15 protein-coding genes are annotated in these 15,014 nt (G+C 69.0%); 7 read left to right on the top strand and 8 right to left on the bottom strand.

The window, feature by feature from the left end:
* Positions 1-21: 21 nt before the first annotated feature.
* From ACQHI0_RS33710 to ACQHI0_RS33695, 4 genes are all read right to left on the bottom strand, one after another.
* Positions 22-1,200: a PLP-dependent aminotransferase family protein gene (locus ACQHI0_RS33710; RefSeq protein WP_427905718.1), complete on the bottom strand. Its 1,179-nt coding sequence runs from the start codon at positions 1,198-1,200 to the stop codon at positions 22-24.
* A gap of 91 nt (positions 1,201-1,291) precedes the next feature.
* On the bottom strand, positions 1,292-2,710 hold the full coding sequence (locus ACQHI0_RS33705) for a hypothetical protein (RefSeq protein ID WP_427905717.1): 1,419 nt from the start codon (positions 2,708-2,710) through the stop codon (positions 1,292-1,294).
* Between the two features lie 70 nt (positions 2,711-2,780).
* Entirely contained in the window at positions 2,781-3,794 is a 1,014-nt protein-coding gene (locus ACQHI0_RS33700; protein ID WP_427905716.1) for a hypothetical protein, read from the bottom strand.
* A gap of 289 nt (positions 3,795-4,083) precedes the next feature.
* The gene (locus tag ACQHI0_RS33695) at positions 4,084-5,484 is read right to left on the bottom strand and encodes an NAD(P)H-quinone dehydrogenase (RefSeq protein ID WP_427905715.1); all 1,401 of its coding nucleotides are present in this window, start codon (positions 5,482-5,484) and stop codon (positions 4,084-4,086) included.
* Between the two features lie 288 nt (positions 5,485-5,772).
* Between ACQHI0_RS33695 and ACQHI0_RS33690 the strand changes: the two genes are divergently transcribed.
* Positions 5,773-6,234, top strand: a complete 462-nt coding sequence (locus ACQHI0_RS33690) for a gamma-glutamylcyclotransferase (protein ID WP_056819179.1) — start codon at positions 5,773-5,775, stop codon at positions 6,232-6,234.
* Between the two features lie 164 nt (positions 6,235-6,398).
* Here ACQHI0_RS33690 and ACQHI0_RS33685 read toward each other — a convergent pair whose 3' ends face one another.
* The 3 genes from ACQHI0_RS33685 to ACQHI0_RS33675 all read right to left on the bottom strand — a co-directional run bounded on the left by ACQHI0_RS33685 (position 6,399) and on the right by ACQHI0_RS33675 (position 9,642).
* Entirely contained in the window at positions 6,399-7,562 is a 1,164-nt protein-coding gene (locus tag ACQHI0_RS33685) for a M20 family metallopeptidase (protein ID WP_427909382.1), read from the bottom strand.
* 125 nt (positions 7,563-7,687) lie between these two features.
* Complete coding sequence (locus ACQHI0_RS33680) at positions 7,688-8,890, bottom strand: M20 family metallopeptidase (protein ID WP_427905714.1); 1,203 nt, start codon at positions 8,888-8,890, stop codon at positions 7,688-7,690.
* Positions 8,891-8,940: 50 nt separating this feature from the next.
* Positions 8,941-9,642 carry an enoyl-CoA hydratase-related protein gene (locus ACQHI0_RS33675; RefSeq protein WP_427905713.1) on the bottom strand — a complete coding sequence of 234 codons (702 nt, stop codon included), beginning with the start codon at positions 9,640-9,642 and terminating at the stop codon, positions 8,941-8,943.
* Positions 9,643-9,780: 138 nt separating this feature from the next.
* Here ACQHI0_RS33675 and ACQHI0_RS33670 point away from each other — a divergent pair, with 138 nt between their 5' ends.
* Both ACQHI0_RS33670 and ACQHI0_RS33665 read left to right on the top strand, forming a co-directional pair.
* Entirely contained in the window at positions 9,781-10,560 is a 780-nt protein-coding gene (locus tag ACQHI0_RS33670; protein ID WP_427905712.1) for a purine-nucleoside phosphorylase, read from the top strand.
* Positions 10,561-12,063 carry a phospho-sugar mutase gene (locus ACQHI0_RS33665; protein WP_427905711.1) on the top strand — a complete coding sequence of 501 codons (1,503 nt, stop codon included), beginning with the start codon at positions 10,561-10,563 and terminating at the stop codon, positions 12,061-12,063.
* 1 nt (position 12,064) lies between these two features.
* Here ACQHI0_RS33665 and upp read toward each other — a convergent pair whose 3' ends face one another.
* Positions 12,065-12,688 carry a uracil phosphoribosyltransferase gene (gene upp, locus ACQHI0_RS33660; protein WP_427905710.1) on the bottom strand — a complete coding sequence of 208 codons (624 nt, stop codon included), beginning with the start codon at positions 12,686-12,688 and terminating at the stop codon, positions 12,065-12,067.
* 146 nt (positions 12,689-12,834) lie between these two features.
* Here upp and ACQHI0_RS33655 point away from each other — a divergent pair, with 146 nt between their 5' ends.
* Genes ACQHI0_RS33655 through ACQHI0_RS33640 form a run of 4 tightly spaced genes read left to right on the top strand, consistent with a single transcriptional unit; the run spans position 12,835 to position 15,012 of the window.
* Positions 12,835-13,167 carry a hypothetical protein gene (locus ACQHI0_RS33655; RefSeq protein ID WP_427905709.1) on the top strand — a complete coding sequence of 111 codons (333 nt, stop codon included), beginning with the start codon at positions 12,835-12,837 and terminating at the stop codon, positions 13,165-13,167.
* On the top strand, positions 13,164-14,306 hold the full coding sequence (locus tag ACQHI0_RS33650) for an NlpC/P60 family protein (RefSeq protein WP_427905708.1): 1,143 nt from the start codon (positions 13,164-13,166) through the stop codon (positions 14,304-14,306). The genes ACQHI0_RS33655 and ACQHI0_RS33650 overlap by 4 nt, the downstream gene beginning before the upstream one ends.
* Entirely contained in the window at positions 14,303-14,656 is a 354-nt protein-coding gene (locus ACQHI0_RS33645; protein ID WP_101464284.1) for a hypothetical protein, read from the top strand. The genes ACQHI0_RS33650 and ACQHI0_RS33645 overlap by 4 nt, the downstream gene beginning before the upstream one ends.
* Entirely contained in the window at positions 14,653-15,012 is a 360-nt protein-coding gene (locus ACQHI0_RS33640; RefSeq protein ID WP_427905707.1) for a YbaB/EbfC family nucleoid-associated protein, read from the top strand. Before ACQHI0_RS33645 ends, ACQHI0_RS33640 begins: the two co-directional genes overlap by 4 nt.
* Positions 15,013-15,014: the final 2 nt, after the last annotated feature.

The raw sequence follows: 15,014 nt of genomic DNA, 5'->3' as shown, positions 1-15,014 counted from the left end.
GAGGCACTGCTTCGGCCCTGCTCAGGCTGACGACGCCTTCGCCAAGCGGGTGACCGCTTCGGTCAAGGTCTGTTCGTCGGACGTGGTGAAGCAGAGGCGGAGGGAATTGTCGGCGGTGTCGGAGACGGCGAACGCCGCGCCGGGGACGTAGGCGACGCCGGATTCGAGGGCGGTGGGGAGGAGGGCGGAGGTGTTTGTGTCGTCGAGGAATTCGGCCCAGATGAACATGCCGCCGGTGGGGGCTGTGCAGCGGATTCTGTCGGCGAAGGTGGAGCGGACCGCGGTGACCAGGGCTCGGGCTCGATTGCCGTAAGTAGTGCGGATCGAAGCTATGTGGGCGGCGAGCCAATCAGCGTCCGAGAGCAGATCGGTGGTGATCTGCTGGGTGAGGGCCGAGCCACAGAGGTCGGCGCCTTGTTTGAGGAGTTCGACTGCGCGGCTGACTCTTTCGGGGGCGATCATCCAGCCGACGCGCAACGCGGGGGACAGGATTTTGGAGACGCTGGAGAGACGGATCACCTGTGGTGAGTACGAGGCGACCGGGGCGGGGGCGGGCTGGTCGAACCAGAGTTCGCCGTAGGGGTCGTCTTCGATGACCCAGAAGCCGTGGGCCTCAGCGAGTTCCGCCAGACGGCGGCGACGCTCCGGGGCGAGGGTAACGCCGCCGGGGTTGTGGAAGGTGGAGACGGTATGGACGAGCGCGGGGCGTTCGCCCGCGGCCAGGAGATCTTCGAGGACGTCGAGACGCATGCCGTCGGAATCCAAGGGGACGGCGACGATTCGAGCACCTGCGGCCCGAAACACTTGCAGGGCACCGACATACGCGGGATCTTCGACGATCACCAGGGCGCCGGGGTCGAGGAGGACTTCGGCCAGGAGCGAGAGGGCTTGCTGGGAGCCGTGGGTGATGAAGACTTCCGCGACCGGGATCGTGCGGCCGATCTTGGCGGATTCGCGGGCCGCGATCACCTCGCGCAGGGCCGGCCAGCCGGACGACTCGGTGTATTGCAGGACGGCGGGCTCACGCAAGGCCGTGTCGGCGGCGAGGGCGATGCGTTCGCGCGGCATCAGGGCGGCGTCAGGGAGGCCGCCCGCGAGGCTGATGATGTCGTCGCGGGCGGTGAGTTTGAGCAGGTCCCTGATCGCCGAGCTCTGCAAGCCGGCGAGCTTGCCCGCCAATGCTGGAATGGTCAGCGACATGGGAACCTCCGGGGACGCCAAGGGAAGCAATCATCCTACGATTGCATATCGTCCACCAGAATGTGAAATTATGGTCTCAGATTGTGAGAATCTATCGGGCAGTGATGGACTTGACCTGCCACTTTCCATCGGTGTTCGTGGTGATGATCTCCTGCTTGTAGACCACTGCCGAGCCGTCGGGGTGCATTTCGCGCAGTTCGACGTCGTAGCGGCCCACGCTGGTCTCGCGCATTTTCACGCAGTGCGTGGTACCCGCGGGGATCTGGCCGTCGATCGCCTGCTGGATCGTCTCGGCGGGCGAGATGTTCTCGGCGTCGGGCGCCACGAATTCGCGCACCTTCGCGCCGGAGCGGTCGGTGTAGAAGGCGTACTGGAAACCGAGGATGGCCCTGGCACCGGTGGTGGTGTCGCCGGGACCGTTACCGACGGTCACGGATTGTTCTGCGACCGACTGACATTCGGTGCCCGACGCGACCGACGGGACGGGCGCGGCCGTGACGCCGGGGTCGGCACCGCCGCCGCGCTTGACCAGGCCGATCGTCAGGACCAGCGCCACCACGAGCAGCACGGCCGCGGCCACACCGCCGATGATCCAGCGCAGCCGCTTGCTGTCGGGTTCCTTCTCGACGGGCGCGGGGGCGATGGGGTTCTTCGGCGCGAGACGGCGCGCGATCGGGTCGTCGGCCCAGGAAAGGCCGGGCTCCGAGGGCGGCTTCGGAATCGCGCCGTCGTCGTCCGGGGCGTCCCACCATTTGTCTCCCGCGGGCCGCGGCGGATCGGGGCGAAGCGGGGTGCGCGAGCCCTCGGGGGGCCGTTCCTGCTCCGACATGGGCTTGGATTCAGGTGACTTCGCCTGCGACGCAGGGTCTTTCGCCCCGGGGCGACCGCGACGGATCACCTCGGTGAGCTCACGACCGGACGTCACCGGCACGGAATCACCGAACACCGAGCCCTCACTACGCGGCGGCTCGGCACCGAAACGCACAGTCGGGTCGGCAGCGGGCGGACCACCCGGCGTTGGACCGCCGAAGGGCGCGGGAGTACCGGGACGGGTGATGGGCGGCGGGGTCGCTACGGCGTCACCGAAGACCGAGGTGGGTGCGGACCGACGACCGTCGGGCAGCCGAGGCGGCGCTTGACCGCTACCCGGACCCTGGGCAGGCACGGAGCCCGCGGGCGGAGTCGACGGCCGCGCAGGCGGGCCGGGCGGCACCGATCCGGCGAACGGACCGCCGGGAGGCGGAGCGACAGGCGGCTGACCGGCAACGGGCCCACCGAACGGACCCGGCGCGGGCGCACCGGCAGGCGGACCGAACGGGCCGGGCGCGGGCACATCGGCCGGGCGCCAACCCCGTTCCGGAACCCCGGACGGCGCGGGCGGCGGCGTGGCGGGAACGGGCCCACCGAAACCAGCGTCATCGACCGGCGGCCCGAAATCGCTTACGGGAGGACCGAATTCCGCGGCAGGTCGTTGCTCGCCGCGTTCGTTGTCGTCGCCCTCGGTGCCCAAGTCCAATCCTTTCCCCAGGACACACGTGTGGGGCGGTCGAAGGCGACCGCCCCACACGACGTACTGCGTGTCAGTACTGGAGCGAGCCACCCCACTGGGTGTTCACACCCGCGACGTTCAACGTCTGAAGCAGCTCCCCCGGCACGGGCAGTGTAGCCTTCGCGGCCGCATCGAGCGCGGCGGTGCCGCCCGGCTGCGCCTTGATCCAGTTCTCCACCGCGGCCTTGGCCAGGTTGGCCTGCGTGGTGTCGAGCACGGTCACCGTGGTGTTGTCGGCCCGGCCGTCGCCACCGGTGAAGGTGGTGACCTTGACCTCGTTCGCGCCGATGTACTCGACCGAGACACCGGCGTCACCGAAACCGCCACCCGGCGCCCGGTAGCCGACGGTGCCGACGTAGCCCGAGGCGTTGTTGTAGTGGTGGGTGTTGGCCAGGATGCCCGCACCGTCGATGGTGGCGCCGATTTCCTGGTGCGGGCCTTCCATCTCGACGACGGGTGCGGCCGGCGCGTTGGCCAGGCGCGGTGCCTGCCAGGTCGGCTCCTCCGGCTCCTGGATGAGAGTCTCCGGAGACTCGGCCTCGGTGCCGGTGCCGGTGCCCTGATCGGACGGCACGGTGGGCTGCGTCTGCTGCTGGCCCGGCGTGGCGCCCGGCTGGCTCGGCGTAGTGCCCGGCTGACTCGGCGTGGTGCCGGTCTCGGGCGTGGTGGTGCCCGGCTGGTCAGGCGTCACGCCTGCGCGCTCCGGCTGAACCGCGGGCTGGGCCTGTCCCGGCACCGGCAGCGGCGCGGTACGCGGCTTGGTGACACCGGGCTGGCTCGGCGTCGGCTTGACCGGGGTGGCCTGTTCCGGCTGACCCGGCGCGGGGCTGGTGACGCCCGGCTGGGCCGGGGTCGGCTTGGTCTCGCCCGGCTTGACACTCTCCGGGGTTTCCGGAGCTTCCGCTTCACCCGAAGGCTGGCCCGGCTGCGCAGGCGCCGGAGTAGCGGGCGTGGTCGGCTGGTCGCTGGGGACCGCGCCGGCCGGTGCCGCGAGGAGGGTTGCCACGACGGCCGCGGTGGCCAGAGGCAACGACGTGCTTGCCATCGTTCGCTGCGCCCGACTCGGCTTACGATGCTTCACTTTTCGTAATCCCTTTCCCGGAGGGAATCCCCCACTGCTCCACCACGTGATCACATCTGATCACGCCTCGGCGGTGAGTCAACCACATGAGCGCGGGACAGGCAACGCAGCAACAGGATTCGTATTCCCTTGGCTTCGCCTGCGCAAACACCCAGTGTGACGGCCGCCTCGAATCGACGAGCAGCGTTGGCGACCAACACAATTCGAAACCCGAAACCCCTGTGATTCGTTTCACATTCGGCGCGTGCGGGCCTCAGTCCAGGTCGTCGTGGCGCATCAGCAAACGTCCGGCTTCGGTGAGCGAACCGGTGAGCGAGGGATACACCGAGAAGGTCTGCGCCAGGTCGGTGACCGTCAGGTTGTTCTGCACCGCCAGCGCGATCGGCAGGATCAGTTCCGAGGCGATCGGCGCGACCACCACACCGCCGATCACCACACCGGTCGCCGGACGGCAGAAGATCTTGACGAAGCCGCGCCGCAGCCCCGACATCTTCGCGCGCGGGTTGGTGTTGAGCGGCAACATCACCGTGCGCGCGGGGACCTCACCGTTGTCGATGGCGGTCTGGCTGACGCCGACGGTCGCGATCTCCGGGCGGGTGAACACCGCGGAGGCCACCGTCTTCAACCGAATCGGGCTCACACCCTCGCCGAGCGCGTGGTACATCGCGATCCGGCCCTGCATCGCGGCCACCGAGGCCAGCGGCAGCAGACCGGTGCAGTCGCCCGCGGCGTAGATGCCGGGCACCGACGTGCGCGAAACCCGGTCGACGCGAAGATATCCGCCGCGATCGAGTTCGATGCCGACCCGGTCGAGGCCGAGGTCCTGGGTGTTCGGGGTGGAGCCGACGGTCATCAGCGCGTGCGAGCCGGTGACGGTGCGGCCGTCGGACAGCTTCACCACGATGCCGTCGGCGGTGCGCTCCACGGCGTCGGCCCGGGCGTGCTTGACCAATTCGACGCCGCGTTCGGCCAGGGCTTCCTCGAGCACGAGGGCAGCGTCGGCGTCCTCGCCGGGCAGCACCCGGTCGCGGCTCGACACGAGCTTCACCCGCACACCCATCTCGGTGTAGGCGGAGACGAATTCGGCGCCGGTGACACCGGATCCGACGACGACCAGCGTCTCGGGCAGTTCCGGCAGGTCGTAGAGCTGACGCCAGTTCAGGATCCGCTCACCGTCGGGCTCGGCGCCGGGGAGCACCCGCGGGCTCGCGCCGGTCGCGATCAACACGACCTCGGCTTCGAACTCCTCGGAACTGCCATCGGCCAGGTTCGCGCGCACGCGATGCGCCAAACCCGGTGCGGGCCCGACCAGTTCGCCGTAGCCCGGAAGTAGTTGCACGCCCGCGGCCTGCAACTTGGCGCGGATATCGGAGGACTGCGCCAGCGCGAGCGCCTTCACGCGCGCGTTCACCTCGGGCAGATGCACCTTGGCCTGGTCGGCGTCGAGGGTGATGCCGAGATCGCGCGCGCGGCGCAGGTCGGTGCGCAGGCCCGTCGAGGCGATGAACGTCTTCGACGGCACGCAATCCCACAGCACACAGGCGCCACCGATGCCGTCGGCGTCGACCAGGGTCACCGTGGCCCCGTGCTGGGCGGCTACCAGTGCCGCCTCGTATCCGGCCGGTCCACCGCCGATGATCGCAATCCGTGCCACCAGTCACGCTCCTTGTGCTCGCCTGATCGGACCTGCCCCTTGTGAGGGCTCGCCCGTGCTGTCGCCCCATCATTTCAGGTGCGATGTGACTCGGCCGGGTCGGATCGGTGAACAACGGCGCGCGTGTTGTGTGCCACGTTCCCGGCGTGACCGGCGGCCCGGAAGCGTCGCCACGCAGGGCTCCGAGGAACGTCGGCGGTTGTGCACAGCACCACCGGCAAGTGTGACCGTCAGCCGATCTGGGTGGGAGACAGGAATTCCGCCGCGGTTATTGGCTACAGTTCCATGGTGCCGATCTATGCCGCCTACGGGTCCAACATGGACTCGACGCAGATGCTGGAACGCTGCCCGCATTCGCCCATGTCCGGGACCGGGTGGCTGGAGGGTTGGCGCCTGACCTTCGCCGGTGACGACATCGGCTGGGAAGGGCCGTTGGCCACGGTCGTCGAGGACCCCGGCTCGCGGGTGTTCGTCGTGCTCTACGACGTCTCCCCCGAGGACGAGGACAGCCTCGACCGCTGGGAGGGCTCCGATTTCGGGATCCACAAGAAGATCCGAATCCGGGTCACCGGCACCCAGGGCGAGTCCCGCCTGGCATGGCTCTACGTCCTCGACGCCTACGAAGGCGGCCTCCCCTCGGCCCGCTACATCGGCGTCATCGCCGACGCCGCCGAAAAAGCAGGCGCCCCAGAGGACTACGTCCACGCCTTGCGCACCCGCAACAGCAAAAACGTAGGCCCCGGCGCATAGCTGCACCGCCCACAGCACACACCCCAGGCCAGGCAGCCCTACCGACCTATCAACCACACCGCGAACAAAGCCTGTCCCCGCCTTCCACAACCCACCCAACCCAGCCCCCCACCCGCGACGCATAGGGAGCGGCGGCCACGAAGTGGCCGGTCGCGGCCGGGTCCCTACCCCCGCAGCACAATATTCGTCAACGTCCGCACCCCAACCGCCAGCGCACGCTCATCGATATCGAACGTCGGCTGATGCAGATCCAACTGCTCACCAACACCCGACCACACCCCGAGCCGAGCCATCGCACCGGGCACTTCCTCCAGATACCAGGAGAAGTCCTCACCGCCACCCGACTGCGGAGTATCGGCGAGCGCGTCCTCACCCATTCCCAGAATCGCGTCCTCGAACATCAAGGCAGACGTCGGATCGTTGACCACCGGCGGCACACCACGCTTGTAGTTGAGCTGATACCGCACACCCGTCGGCGCGAGCAATCCGTCGATGATCTCGCGGACCAGCGGTTCCAGCAGCAGCCAGGTGCCGTGGTCGCCGGTGCGGACCGTGCCGGTGAGCATGCCCGTCTGTGGAATCGCGTTGGGCGCCTTGCCCGCACTCACCGCACCCCAGACCATGACCGTGCTGGTCCGCGGATCGACGCGGCGGCTGAGCAGTCCGGGTAAGCCCGTGATGACAGTGCCGATCGCGTAGACCAGATCGCTGGTCAGGTGTGGTCGGGAGGTATGCCCGCCGGGCGAATCGAGTACCAGCTCGACGGTGTCGGCCGCCGACGTGATCGCACCGGTCCGCACGCCGACCTTGCCGACCTCCAGACGCGGATCGCAGTGCAACGCGAAGATCCGGTCCACCCCGGCCATCCCACCGGCGGCGACCACATCGAGCGCCCCACCCGGCATCACTTCCTCGGCGGGCTGGAATACCAACCGCACCCCCACCGGCAACGTGTGCTGCGCCTCGGCGAGCGCGAGCCCGGTACCGAGCAGCACCGTGGTGTGCGCGTCGTGCCCGCAGGCATGCGACACCCCTGGCACATTCGACGCGAAGGTCAGGCCGGTGAATTCCTGCATCGGCAGCGCGTCCATATCGGCGCGCAAGGCGATGCGTGGACGATCGGTGGGCCCGAAGTCACAGAGGAGCCCGGTGCCGCCCGGCAGTACTTCCCAGCTCAGCCCGGCCTTGGTCAGCCAGCCCGACACGAACTCGGTGGTGGCGAACTCCGAGCGCGACAACTCGGGGTTGGCGTGGATGTGCCTGCGCCATTGCACCAGGTCACCGGTGTGTTCGGCCAGCCATGCGTCGACGATCTCGGTTCCCGACATCAGCGTTGGTTCGGTGTCCGGCGTGGTCGGACACGCTGCGTTCTCCCGTGCCATCGAGTGGGTACCCATGCCCACCGATAGCGCCTCGGAGCCTGCGCGTGCGGTGCCCGGATGGCCGGAAATGGTCACCGAATGTCCTCCTGTCGGTCGATCAGCCGTTGCAACAACCTGTCCCTGTGTACTTCATCGCCCGCTATCGCGACAGCGGTACGCGCCAGCGCCAGCGCGCCGTCGAGCACCGCGCGGTCCGCCGAGGCGTTCACGGCGGCGGCGGCGAACTCCGGCTGATGGGTCGCCGCGCCACCGGCATCGATGCCGATCACCGGATGGATACCGGGGATGACGTTGGTGACGTTGCCCATGTCGGTGCTCCCGAGCGGCCGCAGCACCTCGAGCTCGGGTGCGATCGGCACCCGTCCCAGTCCGGTGATCTGCGCGCGGTAGGCAGCGGAAAGAACCGGATCGGGGGTGAGCTCGGTATAGGTGGGCGCGAGCGTCCGTATGTCGTGAGTGCAGCCGGTCGCCAGTGCGCCCGCTTCGAAACACGCCTTCGCTCGGCGCATCAGGTCGTCGAGTGAGCCGGAATCGGGAGCACGGAGGTAGTACAGCAACTCCGCGCGTCCGGGCACGATATTGGGGGCTACACCGCCGTCGGACACTATACCGTGCAGCTGCTGGCCGGGTCGCAGATGCTGGCGTAGCAAGCCGACGGCAACCTGGGTCAGCGTCACCGCGTCGCCCGCGTTGCGGCCCAGTTCGGGCGCGGCGCTGGCGTGCGCCTCGCGGCCGTGGAAGACGATGGCGAGGTCGGCCAGCGCCAGCGAGCGGGCGCCGACGATATCGGCGGGGCCGGGGTGGACCATCATCGCCATCGCGATGTCGTCGAAGGCGCCCGCTTCCAGCATGAGCACCTTGCCGCCGCCGCTCTCCTCCGCGGGCGTGCCGAGCACGACGACGGTCAGGCCGAGCGTGTCGGCCACGGCGGCCAGGCCGATGGCCGCGCCGACGGCGGACGCGGCGATGATGTTGTGCCCGCAGGCGTGCCCGATCTCGGGTAGCGCGTCGTATTCGGCGCAGATGCCGACGGTGAGCGGGCCACTGCCATACACCGCGCGAAAGGCGGTCGACAGCCCCGCTACGCCGGTCGTGACGGCGAATCCGCGCTCTACCAGCGGCGCGAGGACCTTGGCGACGCTACGAGTCTCGGCGAAGGCCAGCTCGGGTTCGGCGTGGATCGCGTGCGAGAGCCCGATCAGCTCGTCCGAGGCAGCCACGATCGCGGCGTCGGAGGCGGTGGCTGTGAGTTCGCCGGTGCGCGAGGGTGCCATACCCCCCAGTCTTGCATCAGTGCCCGACAGCGGCGCACCGGCGAGCGAGGTCAGTTGCCGAAAGGCAGGTTCTCCGGGGTGACCGGGGTGGCCAGCGCGGCCAGGGTCTCGGCGTGCAGGTCGGCCTTGATGATCGGGGTGATCGGCTTGCGCAGGCTGGTCAGCGCGGCGGCGCGGGCGATCGCGGTGGGCAGCACCTCGTCGGCGTCGGCCTTGGCGTCGGCGATGCCAGCGGCGATGGCCTCGTCGGCACCGAAACGGTGGCCGGTGGTCATCGCCTTGCCGCACACCTGGTTGCTCAGTCGACCCTTCAGCAAGCCGTTCATGCCGATCGTGAACGGCATGCCGAGGTGTACCTCGGGCAGCGACCAGAAGCCGCGGTCGCCGCGCATCACGCGGAAATCGTGGGAGGTGGCCAGCATGGCGCCCGCGCCGAACGCGTGGCCGTTGACCGCGGCGACCGTCGGCATCGGGAAGGTCAGCAGGCGGGTGTAGAGGGAATGCACCCGGTCGAGGTAGCCGTGGATCTTGTCGAGGTTGCCGAAGACGTAGTCGGTGTCGAGGCCGTTGCTGTAGAACTTGCCGGTCGCGACGGTGACCAGCGCGGCGGCACCCTCGGACGCCTCGACCTTGTCGAGTGCGGCGTGGAAGGCGTCGATCCAGTCCGGCGAGAAACGGTTCTCGTTGTCGGTCTCACCCTCGTTGCCGAGGTACAGGACGAAAACATCACCAGAGCGCTCCAAATACGGCATGCAGGGGAGAATAGTCCGCGCCTGAACCCTGCCCTACTCGCGGGTAGGGACCTTCCCAGCCCCGCACGACCCGACCTAGAGGAGGGTCCGGCGGGGTCGCGAACCTCGAGCGCGCCAGCGCTCCAATAAACTCAGCTCATGACAGCCGAACAGGCCGCTGTGGCGATCGCCGAACGTACGGGAGTGCCGCGTCATCGCGTGGCCGTGGTGCTGGGATCGGGGTGGCAGGAGGCAGCAGCCGAGATCGGCGCGCCGCATGCCTCGATTCCCATGACGGAGCTACCCGGCTTCGGCAAACCCAGTGCGCAGGGGCATGGCGGCATGGTGCATTCGGTCACCGTGAACGACAACAACGTGCTGCTGCTCATGGGTCGCCAGCACCTGTACGAGGGCTACACACCCCAGCAGGTGGTGCACCCGGTGACCGCGGCGATCGCGGCGGGCGCCGAGATCGTGCTCCTCACCAATGCCGCGGGTGGGCTCAGGGCCGGGCTTGCCGTGGGTGAGCCGGTGCTGATCGCCGACCACATCAACCTCACCGCGCGCACCCCGCTGGTCGGTGCGCGGTTCGTCGACCTGGTCGATGCCTGGGATCCCGAATTGCGTGCGCTGACAAGGGAAATCGATCCGAGCCTGACCGAGGGCGTGTACGCCGGGCTCACCGGTCCGCAGTACGAGACGCCCGCCGAGATCCGCATGCTGTCGACGATCGGCGCCGATCTGGTCGGCATGTCGACGGTGCTGGAGGCGATCGAGGCGCGTTCGCTCGGCGCGAAGGTACTCGGCATTTCGCTGGTCACCAATATGGCCGCCGGCGTTACCGGCGAACACCTTTCGCACGCGGAAGTGCTGGCCGAAGGACAGGCCGCCGCACCCCGGCTCGGCAAGCTGCTGCGCGGCATTCTGGAGCGCGTGTAAATGCTGCGCTTCGGGACCGCGGGCCTGCGTGGACCGTTGCGCGATGGCCCGGACGGGATGAACGTGACCACGGTGTCGCGGGCCACGGCCGGGCTCGCCGACTGGCTGCGTGACCGGTGCCTCGGCGGCGGGGCCGTTGTGGTCGGGCGGGACGCGCGACACGGGTCGGCGGAGTTCGCCACGGCGACCGCTGAGATCTTCACCGCCGCGGGCTTTCCCGTGACAGTTCTGCCGGATCCGGTACCCACTCCGGTAGTGGCGTTCGCGGTGCGCGAGTTGGGCGCGGTTGCGGGGGTGCAGATCACCGCCTCGCACAATCCGCCCGCTGACAACGGTTACAAGGTGTATCTCGACGGCGGGTCGCAGTTGATCGCCCCTGCCGACAGCGAGATCGAGAAGCGCATCGAGGCGGTTGTCGAACCGATTGCGCGGGAAGCTGTTCCGGTTTCCGGCGCTGACCTGGTCGACCGGTATCTCGCGCGCGTGGCGGAGTTGCCCGGTCTGCTGGGTGGGCCCGGCGAGCGGGCGGATGTGCGGATCGCGCTCACCGCGCTGCACGGGGTCGGCGGTGAGCTCGCCGTGCGCGCGCTGGCCGCGGCCGGGTTCACCGATGTGCACGTGGTCGAGGAGCAGTTCGCACCCGATCCCGACTTCCCCACCGTCGCCTTTCCCAATCCGGAGGAGCCTGGCGCGGCCGATCTGCTGCTCGCGCTGGCCGAGCGGATCGGTGCCGATGTGGCGATCGCGCTCGATCCCGATGCCGATCGCTGCGCGCTCGGCGTGCCCGGTCCGGATGGTTGGCACATGGTGCGCGGTGACGAGACCGGCGTGCTGCTGGCCGATTACGTGCTGCGAACCTCGCCGACCGATCCGCTGGTCGCCACAACCATCGTTTCCTCGCGTCTGCTGTCGAAGCTGGCGGCCGCGCGCTCGGCACGGTACGCCGAGACCCTGACCGGCTTCAAATGGCTGGCCAGGGCGGGCGAGGGGCTGGTGTACGCCTACGAGGAGGCCATCGGCCACTGCGTCGATCCGTCGAGGGTCCGCGACAAGGACGGCATTTCCGCCGGGGTGGCCGCCGCCGATCTCGTCGCCCTGTTGAAGGCTCAGGGCAGGACGCTGCAGGACGAGCTCGACTCCTACGCCGTCGAATTCGGCCTGCACGCGGGTGGGCAGGTCTCGCTGCGCCTGCCCGACCAGGCCGCCGCGAGCGTGCTGGTCGCCGCCCTGCGCGCGAACCCACCCAGCGACATCGCCGGCACCCCCGTGAAGTTCACCGACCAGGCGCAGGTGCGCGGCAGATTGCGCACCGACGCACTGATCTTCGACGCCGACGACTTCCGCATCGTCGTCCGCCCCTCGGGCACCGAACCCAAACTCAAGTGCTACCTGGAGGTTTTCGCCCCGGTGGCCGCCCCCGACGACCTGAAGAACGCGAGAGAGGCTGCCGCGAAGCGACTCTCTCAGCTCGCTCTCTTCTGTCGCGCGCTGGCCGACGAGTAGTTCAGCGCGGGCCGAACTGGCGGTCGCCCGCGTCGCCTAGGCCGGGGACGATGTAGGCGTGCTCGTTGAGCCGGTCGTCGATCGCGGCGGTGATCAGCCGAACCGGCAGGCCCGAATCTGCCAGAGCGGCAACGCCTTCCGGGGCTGAGACAACGCAGATCGCGGTGATGTCGGTGGCGCCGCGGGCGACGAGGAGTTCGATCGTGTGGCGCATCGAACCGCCGGTGGCCAGCATCGGGTCGAGGACGAAGACCGGCAGGCCGGTCAGGTCGGCGGGCAGGGATTCGAGGTAGGGCACCGGCTGGTGGGTCTGCTCGTCGCGGGCGATGCCGACGAAGCCGACGCGGGCTTCGGGGACGAGTTCGGCGGCGGCGTAGACCATGCCGAGCCCGGCCCGCAGGACCGGAACCAGCAGCGGGGGCGCCGCCAGGCGGACGCCGTCGGTGACCGCGACCGGCGTGTCGATCGGCTCGCGCACCACCGGCGCGTCGCGCAGCGCCTCGTACATGAGGATGCCGGTGAGATCGGCCAGAGCATTGCGGAAGGTCGCGTTGTCGGTGCGGACGTCGCGCATGGTGCTGAGCAGGGTCGCGGCAAGCGGATGGTCGACGGTGTCGGTGCGCATGAAAAGACGATAGGGTCGCTTGGCGCTTCGCGCCTACGACCGCTGGGGAAATTTTCGCGGTAATAGGGAACCGAACGCGGAGTCGGTGCGTCCAAGATGATGAGTGACGTACTCTGCCCGGGAACTCGAGGATTGGGGGAAGTTCGATGACGAAAAGGATGTCGGCCGATGCCGAGGGCATCACCGCCTACAGCGCGGCTGCCGAGGGGATGGCCACGGAACTGGCCACGGCGGCGGCTGGTTCGGTTGCCTCGGACCCCACCCTGCTCGGCCCGATCATGGGACTCATCGGCGGTGACTTCACTGCTGCCTACTCCGCCGCACACGCCGGTCACGTGGCGTCGATCGCCCAGCTGTCGGCGGTCATGGGCAGCATGGGCCTTGCCACCGCCAGCGCCGCGACCACGCTGGTCGAGACCGACCTGAACAACGCGGCCCCGCTCACCGCCATCGCGGGCGATCTCGGTACCGACGCATGATCGACCTCAGCGGACTTGCCCAGCCCCTCCTCGATCTGCTGTCGAGTTTCGGCACCGGTGTGCTCGGCACCGGCGGCGCGTCCGACGGCTTGCGCTCGACCTCGACCAACCTCGACCAGATCTATCAGCAGGGCCGCAGCAGCATCAACAATGTCAACACCGCGTGGGACGGCCAGGCCGTCGACGCCGTCACCGCCAAGGCGCTGCGCGTGCAGACCTCCTCGGCCACCCTGTCCGACAACGGCACCGAGATGGCGACCGTCGTCGACCAGGCCGCGGCCTATGTGCAGACCGGGCAGAAGGAGCTCGACGGGATCGTCAACTCGTTCCTGTCGCAGGTGTCCGCGCTCAGCCCCACCCTCGGCACCCCCGCCGGCCTCACCGCCGTGGTGAGCTCGGCGATCGACCACATCGGGCAGGGCATGGGGGTTGTCGGCCGGGTGCAGGACGAACTGGGCACCCAGACCGCCGCCATCCAGGAGCTCACTCCCGCGCCGTCGAGCACGGCGCTGGCGAGTGTCGCGTCCGGCGCGACCAACCTGGCGTCCTCGGCGTCGAGTTCCGGCCTGCTGTCGACCGCGGCGAGTGCGGGCAGCACGGTGCTCAGCTCCGTGGGGTCGGCGATGTCGACGGCGATGGGCGGCAGCAACAGCAGCGGCTCGAAGACCTCCACCGGCGGAACCTCCGGCGGGACCGGCGGATCGACGGGGTCCTCCGCCGGTTCGTCGACGGGTTCCGGCACCGGTGTCAAGATCACCCTGCCCGACGGCAGCACGGTCGAGGCGCCCAACGAGAAGGCCGCCACCGCGGTTCGCTCGGCGATCGGCGCGGTCGGCACCCCGTACGTCTGGGGCGGCAACGACCCGCAATCGGGCATCGACTGCAGCGGGCTCACCAAGTACGCCTACGGCGAGGCCGGGGTCGAACTGCCGCGCCTCGCGCAGGAACAGCACATCGGTAATCCCCAGGTATCCCCCGGTGACCTACAGCCCGGCGACCTGGCCGTGTGGGACGGCCACGTCGCCATGGTCGTCGGCAACGGGCAGCTCGTCGAGGCGGGCGATCCGGTTTCGATCAGTTCCATCCGAACGGAGAACAGTGGCATGGAGTTCTACGGCTTCTACAGGCCTACCGAATGAGCGGCACGCCGATCCCCGAGGTTCCCAACGTGGAGTCCGCGGTCAGCACCAACCGCTCCGGCACGATCTCGGTCCGCGCGACCAGCATGGGTCTGCCGATCGCGCTCAAGTTCGAGCGCAGCGAATACCAGTTCGGCGCCCAGGCGCTTGCCGATGAGATCCTGCGCCTGACCAGGCGCTCGACCATCGCCGCGGCCGCCCGCCTGCGTGAGGTCTACAGCGAGCAGGCGCAGATCCCCGACGAACTGCTCGACAAGATGAACCTGCCCACCCGGCGTCAGGCGGTCGACGAGCTCGACCGCATCGACGACGCCGACACCGGTCAGACGAGTTGGATGAGGCCACTGTGAGTGCGGAAATGGATGCCCTGGTCGCGGGTGTCACCGGAAAGCTCGAGGCGCTCGAGGCTGCGCTGTACGGGTTGAAGCAGGTCAACGGGAGATTCACCACCGAAGACGGCCTGGTCACCGCCGAGGTGAACAGCGACGGCGCCCTCGTCGGTCTGACCTTGGACGAAGGCATCACCGCGCTGGCGCCCACCGAGGCCGCCGCGCTCATCCTGACCGCCTGCAAACAGGCCACGGAGACCGCGGGCGAGGCACGTTCCAACATCATTGCGACACTGAACGAATCGCTCACCGGACCGAGTGCACAGCCCGACGGGCAATTAGCACCCGGGCCGGATAGTGCCCGGCGCTCGAGCTAGCT

This window comes from Nocardia sp. FBN12, assembly GCF_050320175.1.
In the GTDB taxonomy this organism is placed as follows: domain Bacteria; phylum Actinomycetota; class Actinomycetes; order Mycobacteriales; family Mycobacteriaceae; genus Nocardia.
This window is presented reverse-complemented; position numbering and strand designations above follow the sequence as displayed.

Excerpts from the sequence above, each read along its gene's own strand:
- ACQHI0_RS33710 (WP_427905718.1), bottom strand. The coding sequence starts at position 1,200 with ATGTCGCTGACCATTCCAGCATTGGCGGGCAAGCTCGCCGGCTTGCAG.
- ACQHI0_RS33700 (WP_427905716.1), bottom strand. The coding sequence starts at position 3,794 with ATGGCAAGCACGTCGTTGCCTCTGGCCACCGCGGCCGTCGTGGCAACC.
- ACQHI0_RS33685 (WP_427909382.1), bottom strand. The coding sequence starts at position 7,562 with ATGTCGGGAACCGAGATCGTCGACGCATGGCTGGCCGAACACACCGGT.
- ACQHI0_RS33680 (WP_427905714.1), bottom strand. The coding sequence starts at position 8,890 with ATGGCACCCTCGCGCACCGGCGAACTCACAGCCACCGCCTCCGACGCC.
- ACQHI0_RS33675 (WP_427905713.1), bottom strand. The coding sequence starts at position 9,642 with ATGCCGTATTTGGAGCGCTCTGGTGATGTTTTCGTCCTGTACCTCGGC.
- ACQHI0_RS33670 (WP_427905712.1), top strand. The coding sequence starts at position 9,781 with ATGACAGCCGAACAGGCCGCTGTGGCGATCGCCGAACGTACGGGAGTG.
- ACQHI0_RS33665 (WP_427905711.1), top strand. The coding sequence starts at position 10,561 with ATGCTGCGCTTCGGGACCGCGGGCCTGCGTGGACCGTTGCGCGATGGC.
- upp (WP_427905710.1), bottom strand. The coding sequence starts at position 12,688 with ATGCGCACCGACACCGTCGACCATCCGCTTGCCGCGACCCTGCTCAGC.
- ACQHI0_RS33655 (WP_427905709.1), top strand. The coding sequence starts at position 12,835 with ATGACGAAAAGGATGTCGGCCGATGCCGAGGGCATCACCGCCTACAGC.
- ACQHI0_RS33650 (WP_427905708.1), top strand. The coding sequence starts at position 13,164 with ATGATCGACCTCAGCGGACTTGCCCAGCCCCTCCTCGATCTGCTGTCG.
- ACQHI0_RS33645 (WP_101464284.1), top strand. The coding sequence starts at position 14,303 with ATGAGCGGCACGCCGATCCCCGAGGTTCCCAACGTGGAGTCCGCGGTC.